Source organism: Sandarakinorhabdus sp. (genome assembly GCF_051860625.1).
In the GTDB taxonomy this organism is placed as follows: Bacteria; Pseudomonadota; Alphaproteobacteria; order Sphingomonadales; family Sphingomonadaceae; genus Sandarakinorhabdus.
In genome coordinates this window covers 297,635-315,227 of record NZ_JBHYDQ010000001.1, presented here as the reverse complement: position 1 = coordinate 315,227, position 17,593 = coordinate 297,635, and the positions used below count along the sequence as shown (strand labels likewise).

Genomic DNA, 17,593 nt, shown 5'->3' with positions numbered 1-17,593 from the left:
GGACGGTGCCGACAAGACAGGCGCGCCATAGGGCACAGGCGGGCTTTCGGCAAGTCGTGAGCGCACCCTGACTGCTGCGCTGCAGTATCCAGCGAGCGTGATGGCCTGCTTGTGCCCCCAGCTGCGGTTGACTCGCAGGTGAATGGTGGGCCAAGACGATGACAGCGCGGGAGGGTCGCCCGGATGTCGGATTCCGATAAGATTATCAGCATTTCGCCAGTTGGAGCGGCGGATACGGTGCCGACCCAGGATGGTCCGGCGTCGCCGCTGTCCGTTGGCGCCCTGCTGGCGGAAACCCGCGCTGCCACTGGCAAGGATCTGGCCGATATCGCCCGCGAAACCCGCGTGCCGCTGCGCCACCTGATGGCCATCGAAGCCGATGACCATGGGCGACTGCCGGCGCTGCCCTATGCGATCGGCTTCGTCAAAAGCTATGCCCGCGCGGTGGGGCTGGATGCGGAAAACGTGACCGCGCAATTTCGCGCCGAAACCAGCATCATGCCGCATGTGCCGACCGCGCTGAACACGGAGCCGCTGGCCGAAGCCAGGTTGCCGTCGCCCGGGCTGGCCTGGGGCAGCGTGGCGCTGCTGGTGGTGCTGATCGGGGCGCTCGGCGCCTATGGGGCCGGCATGTTCGATCCGGCGCCGACGGCAGAGACGGAGTCGCAATTGGCCGAGGCGCCGCCAGTGGCCAGCCCGACTGATCCAGCCGCCAGCCCAGCCACTGATCCAACCGCCTCACCACCACCAGCCGCAGTCGCCGATCCGGGGGAGCAGCCCGACATCTCTGCGCCAGCAGCGCCGGCGGTGGCCGTGCCCGGCGCGCGCATTCCGAGCACCGGGCCTGTCGTGCTGGTCGCGCAGGAAGATGTCTGGGTGAAAATATATGATCGCGCCACCGGCCGCCGCGCCTTCATGGGCGTGCTCAGCGCCGGGCAGCGGTTCGAGGTGCCAGCCGATGGTCCGCCGCTCACCCTGCGCGCCGGCCGCGCTGGCGTGGTGCAGGTGCAGGTGGCCGGCGTCGTGCTGCCGCCGCTGGGCGGTTCGGTCGCCACCATCGACAATGTGGTTCTCACCGCGCCCGCCCTCGCCGAACGCTTCGCGCCTGCGCCCCCGCAGCAACCGCCTGTTCAGCAATCGGCAAGCCCGGCTGCGGCACAGGCTGCGACTGTGGCGCGCAGGAGCCCGGCACCTGCACCGGCCGCGCAAGATGCGCCGATTGGAGATTGACGTGGTTCGCCTGTTGCCCCTCACCTTGTTGGTTGCGTTCGCCCTGCCAGTGCCGTTGGCGGCGCAGGCCGTGGATGTCGGCAAGCTCGATCGCCGTGTCGGAAAGCTGGAATCGGAAATGCGCGCCGTGCAGCGCAAGGTGTTTCCCGGCGGCGACCCCCGCTTTTTCGAACCGGAAATTCCCAATCAGGCCGCCGCGCCGCCGCCGCCGCCGACCGCGCCGGCCACCACGCCGATCACCGATCTGACCGCGCGCGTCGACGCGCTGGAAGGCAGTGTGCGCGGCCTGACCGGCCAGATCGAAGCGATGGAATATAAATTGCGTCAGCTGGAGGACGGCCAGCGCCGGATGAAGGGCGATGTCGAATTCCGGTTGAACGCGCTGGAAAACCCCGGCGGCGCTGCGCCCGATAGTGGCGCCACCACCTTGCTCGATGGCGCCGCAGGATCGACCGCCGGGCCGTCTGTACCGGCGGCCGCGGTCCCGGCCGCTCCGCCGCCGCCTGCCAAGGCCGCGACCGCCGATGCCGCGTGGGCGCTGGCCTATGCCAAGGTCACGGCGCGCGATTGGCCGGGCGTTGAAACCCAGATGACCAAATTCATCGCCGACTGGCCGAAATCGACGCGGATTGCGCAAGCCAAATACTGGATCGGCCGCAGCCACGCAGCGCGCAACCAGCATCCCCAGGCGGCGCAGGCATTTCTGGACGTCTATCAATCCACCCCGCGGGCAGCAGCAGCACCGGATGCGTTGCTCGGGCTGGCTGGCGCGCTGAATACCATGGCGAAAACCGAAAACGCCTGCCAGGTGCTCGGCGAACTGCAATCGGTCTATGGCGCGAAGCTGACCGAAAGCCAGAAGGCCGATGCCGGCCGGCTGCGCACGAAAGCCAAGTGCACTGCGTGAGCGGGCCAAATGTGCGGCCTGATCTGCACGCCCTGATCGCTGCGGCGCTGGGGCGGCCAGTCGCTGCGTCCGATCGGATCGCCGTGGCGGTATCGGGCGGGCCGGACAGCCTGGCGCTGCTGGAATTGGCGCAGGGTGCGTTTGCAGGCCGGGTAACTGCGATCACCGTCGATCACGGCCTGCGCGAAACAGCGGCGGCAGAGGCGGCCGACGTGGCGGCGCAATGTACAGCGCGTGGGATTGCCCACGTCACGCTGCGCCGCGCTGGCCCGGCGCTGGCCCGCAATGTCCAGGCCCAGGCGCGCGCTGCCCGTTATGCGTTGCTGGCGGATTGGTGCGCGGCCAACACCCACGGCCTGCTGCTGACCGCGCACCACGCCGATGATCAGGCTGAAACCCTGCTGATGCGCCTGAACCGCGCTAGTGGCAGCGACGGCCTTGCCGGCATTCGCGCCGCGCGGCGTCTGACCGACGATGTCTGGCTGGTGCGGCCGTTGCTGGGGCTGCGCAAGGCGGAATTGTTCGGCCTTGCCGCGGCGGCCGGCTGGCAGGCCATCGACGACCCCAGCAACAGCGACCCCCGCCACGATCGCAGCCGTATGCGGGTGGTGCTGGCGGCCAGCGGCCTCGATGTGCCGGCACTGGCGCGGGCGGCTGCGCACCTGGCCGATGATGCCGCCGCGCTGGGCTGGGCCGCCGATCTGGCCTGGCAGGGGCGGGTGACAGCGGATGGCGACGCGCTGCTGCTCGACACGCGCGGCCTGCCGGCGGCGCTGGTGCAGCGCCTGCTGGCCCGTGCCGTGGCCGAACTGGGCACGGCGCCGCCACGCGGCAGCGATGTGGCGCGGCTGTCGGCGCGACTCAATGCCGGCAAGACCGGCACGCTGGCCGGGGTGCAGGCGCGGCCGGGGCCCGTCTGGCGATTGGTGGCCGCAACCGGCCATAAACGCTCCAATATCGGCCACCAATTGCCACAGTGCGGGCCAAAAGACCCATGAATCGGCTACAAGATAGAGGCAGAATGGCACAGCCTGATTGCAACACCGCCAATCCGGCTTATCTTGTTATCAGGAAGCCGCGCCTGCTCCAGGCGCGTTGCCATGTGTGTGCAGGATGAAGCGTTGATGTCCGAAGGTCCCAACAAGCGCCCCCCCAGCCCCTGGATGAAGAATCTCGGCCTTTGGGTCGTGATCCTGCTCGGCCTGGCCGTGGTGGTCAACCTGATGCAGGGGCCCAGCACGTCGCGCGCCGGCGACGCCGTGGCCTATTCGGATTTCCTGGCACGGGTTGACGACGGTGCTGTGAAATCCGTGGAAATTCGCGGTGACGAGATCATCGGCCGCACCAGCAGCGACGAACAGTTCCGCACCTTCAACCCCGGCGATACCCAGTTGATCGAACGGCTGCGCACCAAGGGCGTGCGCTTCGATGCGCGCCCGGAAGAGAGCCGCTCGGTGCTGGTGCAGTTGTTTTTCAACATGTTGCCGTTCATCCTGATGATCGGCATCTGGATCTTCGTGATGCGCCAGATGCAGAACGGCGCTGGCCGCGGTGCGATGGGCTTCGGCAAGAGCCGCGCCAAGCTGCTGGTCCAAAAGGAAGGTCGCGTGACCTTCGATGATGTCGCCGGCATCGACGAAGCTCGCGAAGAGCTGCAGGAAATCGTTGACTTCCTGAAGGTCCCCACCCGCTTCAGCCGCCTGGGCGGCAAGATTCCGAAGGGCGCGCTGCTCGTTGGCCCGCCCGGCACCGGCAAGACGCTGCTCGCACGCGCCATCGCTGGTGAAGCCAATGTGCCATTCTTCTCGATCTCCGGCTCCGATTTCGTCGAAATGTTCGTCGGTGTCGGCGCCAGCCGCGTGCGCGACATGTTCGAACAGGGCAAGAAGTCCGCGCCGTGCATCATTTTCATCGATGAAATCGACGCGGTCGGCCGTAGCCGCGGTGCCGGCCTCGGCGGCGGCAACGATGAACGCGAACAGACGCTGAACCAGTTGCTGGTCGAAATGGACGGTTTTGATGCCAATGAAGGCATCATCATCATCGCCGCCACCAACCGTCCGGACGTTCTGGACCCGGCCCTGCTGCGCCCCGGCCGTTTCGATCGCCAGGTTGTTGTCGGCCGTCCCGATATCGATGGCCGTGAGAAGATCCTGGCCGTGCACATGAAGAAGGTGCCGCTGGCGCCCGACGTCAACGCCCGCACCATCGCGCGCGGCACGCCGGGCTTTGCCGGTGCCGACCTGGCCAACCTGGTCAACGAAGCTGCGCTGTTGGCGGCCCGCCGCGGCAAGCGCCTGGTATCCATGCGCGAATTCGAAGACGCCAAGGACAAGGTGCTGATGGGCGTCGAGCGCAAGACGCTGGCGATGACCGAAGACGAGAAGAAGATGACCGCCTATCATGAAGCCGGCCACGCGCTCGTTTCGCTGCACGAGGAAGCGTCTGATCCGATCCACAAGGCCACCATCATCCCGCGCGGCCGCGCGCTGGGCATGGTGATGCGTCTGCCGGAACGCGATCAGTACAGCTATCACCGGGACAAGATGTACGCCAACCTGGCCGTTGCCATGGGCGGCCGCGTCGCCGAGGAAGTCATCTTCGGCTATGACAAGGTCAGCTCGGGCGCCTCGTCGGACATCAGCTATGCCACTGATCTGGCACGCTCGATGGCGACGCAGTGGGGCATGTCCGACAAGCTCGGCCCGTTGAAATACACCGAAAATCAGGAAGAAGTGTTCCTGGGTCACAGTGTGTCGAAGGCGCAGAACATGTCGGAAGAAACCGCGCAGTTGATCGATAACGAAGTGCGGGCGATCGTGACGACCGGTTACGATCGCGCCAAGCAGGTGTTGACCGACCATATCGACCAGCTCCACGCCATCGCCGGCGCGCTGCTGGAATATGAAACGCTGACCGGTGACGAGATCAAGAAGGTGATGGAAGGCGGCTCGATCGATCGTGGTTCCGCCACCACCACCCCAGTGGCCCGCCCGGCCGCAGGCGCGTCGGCGATCCCCAAGGCCGGCCGTCGCGGCACTGGCCTGGGTGAGGCACCCGCCGGCGCATGAAGCGATTGATAATGCTGGCCGGGGCGCTGCTCGCAGCGTTCCCGGCCGCATCCCAGTCCGAAAAAAATTCAAAGCCCACCGTAATTCAGCCAATGATCAGTTGGTTTGAAATCCCGGTCACTGATCTGGCACGTGCCCGCCGGTTTTACGAAGCGGTGTTTGCCATTGCGATGTCAGTCGAACGGGTCGACGGCTATGACATGGCGTTTTTCCCAGGCGATGGCACACCGGGCGGCGCACTGGTGCAGGGCGATGTCTATGTACCGGGAAAATCGGGCCCAATCCTATATTTCCGGGTGGTTGATATCGACGTCGTGATGGCGCGTGCCGTTCAGTCCGGCGGTCGCAGCCTTTATGCGAAGAAAGACATCGGTGCGAACGGTTGGGTCGCCGAATTTGAAGACAGCGAAGGTAACCGAATTGCGCTCAGCCAACCGCGCTGAATCGGATCAATCCTCGGCATCCTGGCCTGGCTCGCGGCCCAACGCCGGCTGCGTGAAGGCATAGACGGCGAGGCACGCCAGCCCGACCGCGCCCAGCCAATAGGGCAATGTCGCGCCCAACTGGTACAGCCCGATGCCGATGGCCGGCGCAAAGATGAAGCAGCTACCGTTGATCGAGGTGACCGCACCGGCCACGCCGCCCTGCTCGGCGCGGGATACGGCCAGACTGGCGCCGGCGGTAAAGCCGGGCCGGGCAAGACCATAGCCCAGGCTCATCAGGGCAAAGGCGATGACGAGGGCGTGGAAGCTGCCGGCCAATGCGATGCCCGCCGTGCCCAGCCCAGCAATAACTGTGCCCCAGCGCATCAGCGACGGCGGCGTGAGGCGCAGTTGCGGGATCAGCGCCCATTGCGCCAGCAACGACGCAAAGGCCCCGGCCATGAAGATGATGGCGATCTGCTGCTGCGCCTGCAGGGCATTGCCGCCGTTGCTGTCGATCACCAGAAAACCCAGCGCCTGGCCGGTGGCAGCCTGGAAGGATCCGGACCCGAAGCCGAAGATCATGAAGGGCAGGATGCGGCTGTCCTTCACGCTCAACCGCTTTGGCCGGCCAGCGGCGGCCGCGTTGACGCTGGCGCCGGTGGTGCTGCCCGCCACGCTCGGTTCCGATGAGGGCGCGCCGCTGCCGGACTGCGGCTGTCCGGGCCGGTGCGTGGGATCATCGTCCGGCAGCACCCGCGCCACGGCGACCATCACGAACAGGGCAAAGGCGGCAAAGGCAAACATCGGTCCGGACAGGCCGAACGGCGCCAGAATGAACAGTGGCGCAATGGCCGGGCCGATGATGGTGCCGAGCCCGAAGGCAGAGGACAGGCTGGACAGCGCGGCGGTGCGATCCTGTTCGCTGGTGCGGCCGGCAACATAGGCCTGCGCCGCCGGATTGGAGGCCGAGCCCAATATGCCGAACAGGCTGCGCAGGGAGGCGAACAGGATGAAGGTGGCCAGCGGTGCGATCCAGCCGTTCAATCCAGCAAGAATCGCGATCCCGCAGCCAGCCATCGACACCAGAAAGCCCAAAGTGCCGAGCAGCATCAGCCGCCGCCGCCCGCGCACGTCGGACTGGCGCGCCCAATATGGGGCGCTGAACGTCCACAGCAGGGCCGAGAAGGAGAAGATCACCGCCACCGCCATGTCCGGGATGTGGATCACGCGGGCGATGGCGGGCAGCACGGTCTGCAGCGCGGTATTGCCGGCCGCGACGGTCAGCAGCACTGCGAACAGCACGGCGAACTCGCGGCGCGGCAGGGCGCCGGTAATCCGGCCGGACAGGGGCTTTGGCGTTTGCACATCCCGCTAATGGGCTGGCTGGCAACGCTTGCCAAGCTGGCGGATGCCCCGCACCATGTAACCACTGGCGAAAGGAAGGGGCATGGGCAAGGTTCTGGTCACCGGGGCGTCTGGTTATATCGCCGGCTTCATCATCAAGGCGCTGGTGCAGGACGGCTGGCAGGTACGCGGCACGATTCGCAACCTGGCCCGCGCCGATGCGGTGCGCGCCACGCTCGGCCTGCCCGATCTGGATCTGGTGGCCTGCGATCTGATGCGCGACGATGGCTGGGCTGATGCCGTCGCTGGCTGCGACTATGTCCAGCATATCGCCTCACCGATTCCCGCTGGCGAACCGAAGAATCCCGACGATCTGATCATCCCGGCCCGCGAAGGTGCGCTGCGCGCGCTGCGTTTTGCCCATGCCGCCGGCGTGAAGCGGGTGGTGATGACCAGCAGCATGGCGGCAATCGCCTATGGCCATGGCCAGGATCGGGCGCCGTTTACCGAGGCCGATTGGTCAAACATCAACAGCCTGGATGCCTATGCCTATATCAAATCCAAGACACTGGCCGAACGCGCCGCGCGCGACTGGATGGCGGCCAACGGGGCGCCAATGGAATATGTGTCGATCAATCCCGCAGCCGTTCTGGGCCCGGTGCTCGGCGCGGATTTTTCCACCAGCCTGGAGGTGGTGAAGAAATTGCTCGATGGCGCACTGCCCGGCCTGCCGCGACTCGGCTTCGGCGTCGTTGATGTCCGCGATGTTGCCGATCTGCATGTCCGCGCGATGACCGAGCCCGGACTGGATGGGGAGCGGTTTATCGCGCAAGGCCGGTTCATGTGGATGCGCGAGGTTGCGCAAGTGCTGCAGGCCGGGCTTGGCGCGCAGGCGCGGCGGGTGCCGAGCCGCGGTCTGCCGGATTGGCTGCTGAAATTGCTGGCAAATTTCGATGCAACCGTGAAGATGGTGGTGCCGGAACTGGGCCGGCGCCGCGAGGCCAGCGCCGCCCATGCCCTGCAGCGCCTGGGCTGGAAAACCCGCGACGAAAAGACCACGATCCTCGATTGCGCCAACAGCCTGATCGAAAAGCGGCTGGTGAAGGCCTGACCGGTCAGGCCTTGCCACCCCCAGCGATCCAGCGGTCGATCTTGGCCTCCAGCACCGCCAGCGGCAGCGCGCCGGTCATCAGCACCTGCGCGTGGAAGCCCTTGATGTCGAACTTCGGCCCCAGCGCCGCTTGCGCCTTGGCGCGCAGGCGGCTGATGGTCAGCTGGCCGATCTTGTAGGCCAGCGCCTGGCTGGGGATGGCGATATAGCGTTCCACTTCGATGGTGGCATCGGTGCGGCTCATGCTGCTGTTGGCCAACATATATTCGATGGCCTGGTCGCGGCCCCAGTTCTTGGAATGCAGGCCGGTATCGACCACCAGCCGCATCGCGCGCAGCATTTCATCATTGTACCGACCCATCAACTGATAGGGATCGCTGAACATGCCGAGCTCCGGGCCGAGGCTTTCGGCATAGAGCGCCCAGCCTTCGACATAGGCGGTGTTGCCGCCAAAGCGCTGGAAGGCCGGCAATTTCTCGTTCTCCTGCGCCAGGCTGATCTGGAAATGGTGTCCGGGCACCGCTTCGTGCAGGAACAAGGTTTCCACGCCAGAGGTGCTGCGCGACGGCAGATCATAGGCGTTGTAATAGAACACGCCGGGGCGGCTGCCATCCGGTGTGCCGCCCTGATAGCTGCCGGCGGCGTCGGTTTTCTCGCGGTGCGGCGGTACCGGCCGGATTTCCAGGCCGGTTTTTGGCAGGGTTGCGAACAAACTGCCGACCACCTTGTCGATGCGCGTGCCGGTGGCGCGGAACGCATCGCCCATCGCCTGCGCCGTGGCGAACTTGAAACGCGGATCGGTGCGCAGATGATCGAAAAAGGCCTTGCGATCGCCCTTGAAGCCGACGCGTGTCTGCACCTCGTCCATGCCGCCCAGAATGCGGGCCACTTCGGACAGGCCGATATTGTGGATTTCATCCGGCGTCAGATTGGTGGTGGTCGTGCTGGCCACCTGATAGCGATAAAGCTCTGCCCCGCCCGGCATGGCCGCGAGGCCGACCCCGTCGCGTGCGACCGGCAGATAGTCATTGGCCAGGAAATCGCGCACCCGCAGCAGCGCTGGGTTGACCCGTTCCCCGATCATCCTGGCATAGGCAGCCTTCAGGCGGGCCTGATCGGCGGCGTCGATGCCGTCGGGGAATGTCTGCACCGGCTTCATCATGATCGAGGCATCGGTGCCGCCGGCGGTCAGGGTATTGAGTTGATCGATGACATTGCGCACCACCAGCTTCGGCTGCACCACACCGGTCGCCATGCCCTGGCGGAAGCGCAGGATCGACAGATCGAGCAACAGCGCAAACTGATCACTGCGTTTCAAGGCGTCTTCATAATCCTTCACCGTCTTGAACGGCGCGACGCTTTCCCCTGATTGCAGTTCGGCCAGGAAATTGTGGAAGCCAAAGAAATGATCGATCGGGCGCGGCAGGGTGGCGGCCAGCAGCTCTGGCGAATAGCCCGCCAGATCGGTTTCGCGTTGCCACTTGAACGTGTCGTAACTGACCTGCTCGTCGGGCGTCAGGGAGGCGCGGTCGATGCTGGCCAGCGCCTTCAGTTCGGCCTCGGCCGCGCGCTTTTCGGCCATCCAGGCGGCGTCGGTGATCAGTTCGCCCAACTCGTCGGCGCGCGACGTGTCGCCGCGAAACAATGCATTCAAAGGATTGCGCTTCAGATTGTCGGCATCGCTGGTCGCAAACAGCGCTGCCAGCCGGGTGGACGGCGATTCGGCAGTTTCTGCCGGCTGGGCAGTGGCTGCCGAAAGCAAGGGCAGCGGCGCCAACAGGCTGGCGGCAAGCAGGAATGTGGCAATGGCGCGCATCAAGGAGGCTCCCGGTTCGATAGCGTGTTGCTGTAATAAGACGCTTGGTGGAGTCAATCGCTTTGCCGCCTGTGGAACGGCAATTTCGTCAGGACGGCTGCTCGCCCAGCCGACGCAACTCAATCTTGGGGCAGCGGTCCATCACCACCGCCAGGCCGGCCGCTTCGGCATGCGCGGCGGCCGCGGTGTCGACCACGCCCAACTGGGTCCACACGGCCTTGGCGCCAACCGCAATGGCTTCATCGACCACGTCGGCCACAAATTCGCTGCGGCGGAACACATCGACAAGGTCGATCGGCACGCTGACATCGGCGAGGCTGGCCACCACAGCCTGGCCGTGGATGGTCTGCCCGGCCAACAGCGGGTTGACCGGGATGACGGTGTAACCGGCCGCCAGCAGCACGCCCATCACCTCATGCGCAGCGCGTTCCGGGCGATCGCTGGCGCCCACCAGCGCGATGGTGCGCGTGGTCTCCAGCAGGCGGGCGATGTCGGCATCGTTGGTCAATGGCATGGCCTATAACCCGACAGTGGCGATCACGCCGGCGGCGATCTCGTCGAAGATGGCCGCGGTGTCGCCGCGGATCGGCTGGCCTGCGTCGGCGGCCTCGCGCACGTTCATCTGCAACGGGATGCGGCCCATAAAGGGCACGCCCATGGTGGCGGCTTCCGCCTCGGCGCCGCCATGTCCGAACGGGTCGGAGACATGGCCACAGGCCGGGCAGGCATAGCCGGCCATATTCTCCACCACACCAAGCACCCGCACGCCGACATCATTGAACATCGCAACGGCACGCCGGGCATCGATCAGTGCCAGATCCTGCGGGGTGGATACGATCACGGCGCCATCGGGCTTGAGTTTCTGCGCCAGCGTGAGTTGCACATCACCGGTGCCGGGCGGCAGATCGATCACCAGCACATCGAGCGCGCCCCAGTCACATTGCTCCACCATCTGCACCAGCGCGGATGAGGCCATCGGCCCGCGCCAGACGATGGCCTTGTTCGGGTCGGTCATCATGCCCATCGACAGCGCCTTGATGCCGTGGCGGCTTTCGGGCTGCAGCCGGTCATTTTCCACTCGCGCGCGGCCGGTGATGCCCAGCAATGTCGGCACCGAAGGGCCATGAATATCGGCATCGAGCAACCCCGCGGCCTGCCCGGCCCGCGCCAGCGCAAACGCAAGATTGGCCGCGACCGTGGATTTGCCGACGCCGCCCTTGCCGCTGGCCACGGCCACCAGCTTGCGGATGCCAGGCACGGTTGATGCGGCGGGACGGGCGGCGCTGGCGGGCGCGGATGTGCGGTCTGCGGTCAGGATGATGCGCGCCGCCGTGACCCCCGGCACCCGCTTGACGGCGGCTTCGACGGCGGCCTGCAAGCGTTCGGCCGTCGTGCGGTCCAGCCCGTCAACGGCGAGCACCAGCCCGGCCTGACCATCATCCTTGACGACAATCCCGGCCGCCCGGCCCGACGAAACGACATCACCGCCGCCGGGGCCGCCAGCGGGATCAGCGACTGCGGCAAGGGCGGTCGCCACCTGATTTTTCAAGGACATGCGCCTATACTTTCCCTATATCCTGCCGTGCGTTGCTACCGCCACGGTCAACAAACGCTGCTGCGGTGCCGCATGCCCTCGCAATCGCCGTTCGGGCTTCGTATATAGTGGGTTCTTGAAAAGTGATAAGGTCTGGAACAGCGTCCCATGCCCTGGCAGAATAATTCCGATAACAGCGGCAACGGGCCGTGGGGTGAAGGCAAGGAAACGCCGCCCGGCGCCCCGCAGAAACCCCCTGAACGTGGTCCACAGAACCGCCCGGCCAACCCATGGGGCGAAGGCCCGGTGCGCCGCCCGATGGGCAGCAAGGGCCCGAACCGCGGCGGTGATTTCGACGATCTGATCCGCCGCAGCCAGGAACGGCTGCGCACCCAGTTCGGCGGTGGCCCGGGCGGCGGCGGCATGGATGTCGGTGATGGCCGCTGGCTGATGTGGGCTGGCGGCGGCATTCTCGCGGCCTGGCTGCTGCTCACCAGCTTTTATCGGGTGGATGCCCAGGAACGTGCCGTCGTGCAGCGGTTCGGTGCCTATGTCGAAACCACGGGCCCGGGCATGCATCTGAAGCTGCCGTGGCCGATCGATGCCGTTGAGCGCCGCAAGGTCGAGCAGATCAACACCATCGATATTTCATCGAGCGAAGGTGCCAGCGAAAATCTGATGCTCACCGGCGATCAGAACATCATCAACCTCGCCTACACGGTGCGCTGGAAGATCAGGGATCCGGAAAACTATCTGTATGAACTGGCCGATCCGGAAAAGACCGTGCGGGAAGTCGCCGAAAGCGCCATGCGCGCCGAAGTGTCCAGCGCGACGCTGAACGATGCCCTGGGTCCGCAGCGGGCACAGATCGCCGAACAGGTGCGCGAACGCATGCAGGAACTGCTCGACAGCTATCGGTCCGGCGTTGATGTGCGCGGTGTCGATATCAAGCAGGCCGATCCGCCCGCCGCGATCGACAGCGCGTTCAAGGATGTGTCGGCCGCCCAGCAGGATGCGCAGCAATATCTCAACCGGGCGCGCACCTATGCCCAGGCGCTGGTTGCCCGTGCCCAGGGTGATGCAGCGGCGTTTGATGCCGTCTATGCGCAATATCGGCTGGCGCCAGAAGTGACGCGCAAGCGCATGTATCTGGAAACCATGGAAAAGGTGCTGGCCAAGGTCGACAAGACCGTGATCGATGCACCGGGCATCACGCCTTATCTGCCCCTGCCCGAAGTGCGCCGCCGTGCGGCACCGGCCGCACCGCCGGTCGAACCCACGCCCCAGAGCTGAGGACGCGATGATGACAATGTTGATGCGAAATCCTGCTCTGCTGGCGGCTATGGGCTTTGCCCTGATCGTGCTGGCGATGAGCAGCCTGTACACCGTCCCTGAAACAAAACAGGCGGTGGTGTTGCGGCTGGGCAAGCCGGCCCGGATCGTCAATGCCTATGATCCCAAGGCGGGCCTGGGCGAAACCGGCGCCGGTTTGACGCTGAAGGTCCCGTTCATCGAGGATGTGAAGTTCATCGACAAGCGGATCATGGATCTCGATATGGATGCGCAGACCGTGTTGTCGACCGACCAGTTGCGGCTGGTCGTCGATGCCTTCGCGCGCTTTCGTATCGTTGACCCGCTGCGCATGGTGCAGACGGTTGGCAGCGAGCAGAATGCGGCGGATGCCCTGAAGCGGATTTTGGCCTCCAAATTGCGCAACGAGCTCGGCAAGCAGCCATTCGCGGCGCTGCTCAGCCCGGAACGCGGCCAGTTGATGGATGAGATTCAACTCACCGTGAACCGCCAAGCCGCGCAGTATGGGGCGGAGATCATCGATGTCCGCATCAAGCGGGCCGATCTGCCATCGGGCCCACCGCTGGAAGCCGCCTATGCCCGCATGGCTTCGGCGCGTCAGCAAGAAGCTGCGACCATTCGCGCGCAGGGCAACAAGCAGGCGCAACTGGTGCAGGCCGAAGCAGATGCATCGGCAGCCCGCATCTACGCGGACAGTTTCGGCAAGGACCCCGAATTTTACGCGTTTTATCGCGCCATGCAGGCCTATCGCACCACCTTCGATGATGGCACCGGCACTATCGTGCTCGGCCCCAACAACGAATTCCTGCGTGAATTCGAAGGACGCCGTACCAACCGGTAATCGTTGTTCATGAACGGTTAGGCGTGTTGTTCGCATAACGCGGCGGTACTTCAGATACCCGCCCGATCAGCAGAAAGAGCCAAATGTCGTCAAAGTCGTTCCGTCATCTCGTTCCGCTCGCCGTTTTGGCCACCGGCATCACGGCGATCGCCGTCGCACAGGCGCCAGCCACCGCCCCGGCCCAAAATGCCGCGGCGCCGGCGGCGGCCGCCCTGCCGCCTGGCGGCGCACCGAGCAGCTTTGCCGATCTGACGTCACGCCTGACACCCACCGTGGTCAACGTGTCGACCACGCAGAAAGTGGAAATTGGTCGCATGCGCCGCATGCCCGGCCAGCCTGGCGGCAATCCGCTGGAAGAATTCTTCCGTCGCTTTCAGGAACAGCAGGATGGCGGTGAGCCGGTCACGCGCGAAGCGACCAGCCTGGGTTCGGGTTTCATCATTGCGGCCGATGGCTATGTCGTCACCAACAACCATGTGATTTCCGCCGGCCAGGGCCGTGACCAGCCGGTGGAATCGATCACCGTGACCTTGGCGGATCGCCGCGAGTACAAGGCCCGCGTGGTCGGTCGCGATCCGCTCACCGATCTCGCCGTGCTGAAGATCGAGGCGACCGGACTGCCGTTCGTGCAGTTCGGCAACAGCGAGCAGATCCGGGTTGGTGACTGGGCGATTGCCATCGGCAATCCGTTCGGCCTTGGCGGCACCGTGACCGCCGGCATCGTATCGGCGCTGCACCGCGATATCGGTTCGGGCCAATATGACCGCTATATCCAGACCGACGCGTCGATCAACCAGGGCAACAGCGGCGGGCCATTGTTCGATCTGGCCGGCAATGTGATCGGCATCAACACGGCCATTTTCTCCCCGACAGGTGGCAACGTCGGCCTTGGCTTTGCGATTCCAGCAGAATTGGCCAAGCCGGTGGTCGATCAGTTGAAGGCCAGTGGCGCCGTCAAGCGCGGTTACATGGGCGTGGCCATTCAGCGCCTGACATCCGATATTGCCGCCGGCTTGGGCCTGCCCAAGGACACGGGCGAGATTGTTGCCAATGTCGAGCCAAATGGCCCGGCGGCGCGTGCCGGCATTCGGCAGGGCGACGTGATCATCACGGTTGGTGGTCGCGCGGTCAATTACGAGAACAGCCTTTCGTATCTGGTCGCGACCACACCGATCAACACCACGGTGCCGATCGAACTGATCCGTGACGGCAAGCGCGTGCGGGTGATGGCGACCATCGTCCAGCGCCCGGCAGAAAACATCGTGCAGGCCCGTGCCGGTCTGCCGACGGAAGACGAGGACACGCCGACCACCGATGACAAGGCGCCCGGCATTGAATCGGCGCGCGCCAGCCTCGGAATCACGCTGCAGCCGCTGACGACGCAGTTGCGTCAGCAGTTGCGGCTGGACGACAAGGTGCAAGGGGTGGTGATTGCCGGCATCAGCCCATCATCAGATGCCGCAGCCAAGGGCCTGCAACGCGGTGACATCATCGTGAAGATTGGCCAGAAGCCGGTCGCCAGCCCTGCCGAAGCGGCTGCGGCCGTGGAGGCCGAACGCAAGGCCGGCAAGGACACGGTGTTGATGCTGGTGCAGCGTGGCAATACGCCGCCCACCTACCGCGGCGTCAAGCTGATGCCCGAAAAATCGGCCAAATAACCTGAATTGGCGAATCGGGAAGGGGGCGGGCGGCCGCTCCCTTCCTGATGGTTACAGCGGGCGTTCGAACACGCGATAAGTGCGCGTCACGTGGCTGTCGATGGCATCGGCGATGGAGCGCATCGGGCCATTGTCGTCCAATATCCAGCCGATCTCGCCTTCTTCGGCGCCAAAGTCCGCTATGGCGCTGCGGCGGATATATTCGATCATCTGGAATGCCATCAGGCTGGCCACGCGCTGGCCCTGCAAGGATTTGCGAATGCCCATCAAGGGTACGCGCATCCGCTTAACCTGCGGCTTGCGCAAGCGCCAGAGCAGCTTGGCCCAACCGAACGGGAACAGATCGCCATTCAGGTCGCGGGTCAGTTCGTTGATGTCGGGCAGGGTGATCATGAAGCCGACCGCTTCGCCGTCATATTCGGCGATGCGCACCAGATTGTTGAAGATGATCGGCTTCAGCTTCTTGCCGACATAGGCGATTTCCAGCGGTGTCAGCGGCACGAAGCCCCAATTGTCCGCCCAGGCATCGTTGAGAATGTCGAGGATCAGCGCCGCTTCGGCATCGAATCTCGTCTTGTCGACCGGGCGGGTTACCAGCTTGGCGTTGCGTTCCGAAAAGGCGACGATGCGCTGCACCATCTCCGGAAACGGCTGGCGGATCGGCAGCGACCAGCAGTGCAGATCCTTGATGCCCTGATAACCTCGCGCTGCGATCAGCCGTTCATAATAGGGCAGGTGATGGCCCATCATCACGGTCGGCGGCGTGTCAAAGCCCTGCACGAGCAGGCCCGGTTCATCCCAGATCGACAGGCTGAACGGGCCCTGCGCCCGTGTCATGCCGCGTCCCCGCAGCCAGGTTTCTGCGGTATCGAGCAACGCATCGGCCACGGCCTGGTCGTCGATACATTCGAACATGCCCCAATGTCCGGTGCCGGCGCCCATATGCTGAAGCACCAGTTGATCGACCTGTGCGGAAATGCGGCCCACCACTTGGCCACCCTGCACCGCCATCCAGAACGCGGCCTCGGCATGTTCGAACCAGGGATTGGACTTGAGCCCACCAATCAAGCCGAGCATTTCGGATTTGAGCGGTGGGACCCAGTGCGGGTCATTGGCGTAGAGCCGCCACGGCAGGACGACAAAGGCCTTGCGGTCTGCGGCGGTCTCGACACGCTTGATGGTCAGGGGACTGGACATATGTTCACGTTAGGCACGATTTGCGGCAAATTGGCGGCGCCCCTTACCGGCGTCATTCCTCGGTGCGGATCAGCACGGCTTCCCCGATCAGCAGGAACAGCATGAACGGCGCCCAGGCGGCCATGATCGGCGGCACCGTGCCGAAATTGCCCATCGCCAGCATGAAATTGTCGGCCACGAAAAACGCGAACCCCAGGGCCATGCCGACAACGGCCCGCACGAACAACTTGCCGGATCGCGCCAGGCCAAAGGCCGCCACCGCCCCGAGCAGGGGCATCAGCACCGCCGACAGGGGCCCCGAAATCTTGTGCCAGGCCGCCGCCTCCAGCACGTCGGTCGGCTTGCCGGCGGCGCGCTGTTCGCCAATCTGCGGCCACAAATCCCACAGCGCGATGAAGTTGGGGTTGATCTTCACGGTGGTGAACTGGCGCGGCACCACATCGGTTGCGAAGTCAAGCTGCGGCCGCGTTTCGAGGCCGCCACTGTCGACATCGAACAATCGCACATCACCAAGCCGCCAACCGCCGGAGATCGGCACGGCATTGGCCGCCATCACCACCTGCACGAGGCGGTTGTCGCGTCGGTCATAGATGGTGACGTTGGTCAATCGGGTGGCATCACCGCTGCCCACCACTTGTTCGGCATGAAACAGGTCATCGCCGCCGCGCACCCAGCTTTGTCCGGGCTTGGCGGCCGCGACAGGCAATTTGCGGAATTCATTGTCTTGCCAGGCTCTCAGCGTGGCGCTGGCTCTGGTGCCGATGCGTTCGTTCCAGACAAAATTGGCAGCGGCCACGCCCAACGCGGCCACCATCAACGGCGCCAGGATATGATGTGCGGACATGCCAGCCGCCTTGAAGATCACCACTTCGCTGTTCTGGTTGAGCGTGGCGAGCGTCACCAGCGTGGCGAGCAGCACCGAGAACGGCAGGAACAGCTGAATGATCTGCGGCGCGCGCAGCGAGACATAGAGCCACAGGTCTGCCTCGGTATTGCCGGGCGCGGCCAGCACCTTGCCGCTTTCCGACAACAGATCGAGCGCCTGCAGGATGACCGTCAGGCCGATGATGAACGCCGCCACGCGCACCAGAAACATGCGCGCCGTGTACCAGGCGATGGTGCGGGATGGGAAAATTGCCATGCTGTGC

15 protein-coding genes are annotated in these 17,593 nt (G+C 65.0%); 9 read left to right on the top strand and 6 right to left on the bottom strand.

Annotated features, from left to right (window positions below; translation table 11 throughout):
- The first annotated feature begins 183 nt into the window (after nucleotides 1–183).
- The 5 genes from ACTIEZ_RS01515 to ACTIEZ_RS01495 all read left to right on the top strand — a co-directional run bounded on the left by ACTIEZ_RS01515 (nucleotide 184) and on the right by ACTIEZ_RS01495 (nucleotide 5,651).
- Entirely contained in the window at nucleotides 184–1,230 is a 1,047-nt protein-coding gene (locus ACTIEZ_RS01515) for a helix-turn-helix domain-containing protein (RefSeq protein ID WP_439544873.1), read from the top strand.
- A gap of 1 nt (nucleotide 1,231) precedes the next feature.
- Nucleotides 1,232–2,137: a YbgF trimerization domain-containing protein gene (locus tag ACTIEZ_RS01510; RefSeq protein ID WP_439544872.1), complete on the top strand. Its 906-nt coding sequence runs from the start codon at nucleotides 1,232–1,234 to the stop codon at nucleotides 2,135–2,137.
- A complete protein-coding gene (gene tilS / locus ACTIEZ_RS01505; protein WP_439544871.1) occupies nucleotides 2,134–3,135 on the top strand; it encodes a tRNA lysidine(34) synthetase TilS in 1,002 nt (333 codons plus the stop codon). The genes ACTIEZ_RS01510 and tilS overlap by 4 nt, the downstream gene beginning before the upstream one ends.
- 126 nt (nucleotides 3,136–3,261) lie before the next feature.
- Nucleotides 3,262–5,208 carry an ATP-dependent zinc metalloprotease FtsH gene (gene ftsH, locus ACTIEZ_RS01500; protein WP_439544870.1) on the top strand — a complete coding sequence of 649 codons (1,947 nt, stop codon included), beginning with the start codon at nucleotides 3,262–3,264 and terminating at the stop codon, nucleotides 5,206–5,208.
- Nucleotides 5,209–5,219: 11 nt separating this feature from the next.
- Nucleotides 5,220–5,651: a VOC family protein gene (locus tag ACTIEZ_RS01495; protein WP_439545079.1), complete on the top strand. Its 432-nt coding sequence runs from the start codon at nucleotides 5,220–5,222 to the stop codon at nucleotides 5,649–5,651.
- A gap of 6 nt (nucleotides 5,652–5,657) precedes the next feature.
- On the opposite strand, the gene ACTIEZ_RS01490 is transcribed toward ACTIEZ_RS01495, so the two are convergent.
- A complete protein-coding gene (locus tag ACTIEZ_RS01490) occupies nucleotides 5,658–6,998 on the bottom strand; it encodes an MFS transporter (protein ID WP_439544869.1) in 1,341 nt (446 codons plus the stop codon).
- An 82-nt stretch (nucleotides 6,999–7,080) separates the two neighbouring features.
- Between ACTIEZ_RS01490 and ACTIEZ_RS01485 the strand changes: the two genes are divergently transcribed.
- Nucleotides 7,081–8,088 carry an SDR family oxidoreductase gene (locus ACTIEZ_RS01485; RefSeq protein WP_439544868.1) on the top strand — a complete coding sequence of 336 codons (1,008 nt, stop codon included), beginning with the start codon at nucleotides 7,081–7,083 and terminating at the stop codon, nucleotides 8,086–8,088.
- Between the two features lie 4 nt (nucleotides 8,089–8,092).
- On the opposite strand, the gene ACTIEZ_RS01480 is transcribed toward ACTIEZ_RS01485, so the two are convergent.
- The 3 genes from ACTIEZ_RS01480 to ACTIEZ_RS01470 form a co-directional block, all read right to left on the bottom strand.
- The gene (locus ACTIEZ_RS01480; protein ID WP_439544867.1) at nucleotides 8,093–9,904 is read right to left on the bottom strand and encodes a DUF885 domain-containing protein; all 1,812 of its coding nucleotides are present in this window, start codon (nucleotides 9,902–9,904) and stop codon (nucleotides 8,093–8,095) included.
- A gap of 88 nt (nucleotides 9,905–9,992) precedes the next feature.
- On the bottom strand, nucleotides 9,993–10,418 hold the full coding sequence (locus ACTIEZ_RS01475; protein WP_439544866.1) for a CoA-binding protein: 426 nt from the start codon (nucleotides 10,416–10,418) through the stop codon (nucleotides 9,993–9,995).
- Nucleotides 10,419–10,421: 3 nt separating this feature from the next.
- Entirely contained in the window at nucleotides 10,422–11,459 is a 1,038-nt protein-coding gene (locus tag ACTIEZ_RS01470; RefSeq protein WP_439544865.1) for an Mrp/NBP35 family ATP-binding protein, read from the bottom strand.
- Between the two features lie 147 nt (nucleotides 11,460–11,606).
- On the opposite strand from ACTIEZ_RS01470, the gene hflK reads away from it, so the two are divergent.
- The 3 genes from hflK (at nucleotide 11,607) to ACTIEZ_RS01455 (ending at nucleotide 15,248) form a co-directional block, all read left to right on the top strand.
- Nucleotides 11,607–12,731: an FtsH protease activity modulator HflK gene (gene hflK, locus ACTIEZ_RS01465; RefSeq protein WP_439544864.1), complete on the top strand. Its 1,125-nt coding sequence runs from the start codon at nucleotides 11,607–11,609 to the stop codon at nucleotides 12,729–12,731.
- Between the two features lie 10 nt (nucleotides 12,732–12,741).
- On the top strand, nucleotides 12,742–13,590 hold the full coding sequence (gene hflC / locus ACTIEZ_RS01460) for a protease modulator HflC (protein WP_439544863.1): 849 nt from the start codon (nucleotides 12,742–12,744) through the stop codon (nucleotides 13,588–13,590).
- An 83-nt stretch (nucleotides 13,591–13,673) separates the two neighbouring features.
- Nucleotides 13,674–15,248 carry a Do family serine endopeptidase gene (locus ACTIEZ_RS01455; protein WP_439544862.1) on the top strand — a complete coding sequence of 525 codons (1,575 nt, stop codon included), beginning with the start codon at nucleotides 13,674–13,676 and terminating at the stop codon, nucleotides 15,246–15,248.
- A gap of 51 nt (nucleotides 15,249–15,299) precedes the next feature.
- Here ACTIEZ_RS01455 and ACTIEZ_RS01450 read toward each other — a convergent pair whose 3' ends face one another.
- Both ACTIEZ_RS01450 and lptG read right to left on the bottom strand, forming a co-directional pair.
- The gene (locus ACTIEZ_RS01450) at nucleotides 15,300–16,445 is read right to left on the bottom strand and encodes an N-acetyltransferase (protein ID WP_439544861.1); all 1,146 of its coding nucleotides are present in this window, start codon (nucleotides 16,443–16,445) and stop codon (nucleotides 15,300–15,302) included.
- Between the two features lie 52 nt (nucleotides 16,446–16,497).
- Nucleotides 16,498–17,586 carry an LPS export ABC transporter permease LptG gene (gene lptG / locus ACTIEZ_RS01445; protein WP_439544860.1) on the bottom strand — a complete coding sequence of 363 codons (1,089 nt, stop codon included), beginning with the start codon at nucleotides 17,584–17,586 and terminating at the stop codon, nucleotides 16,498–16,500.
- Nucleotides 17,587–17,593: the final 7 nt, after the last annotated feature.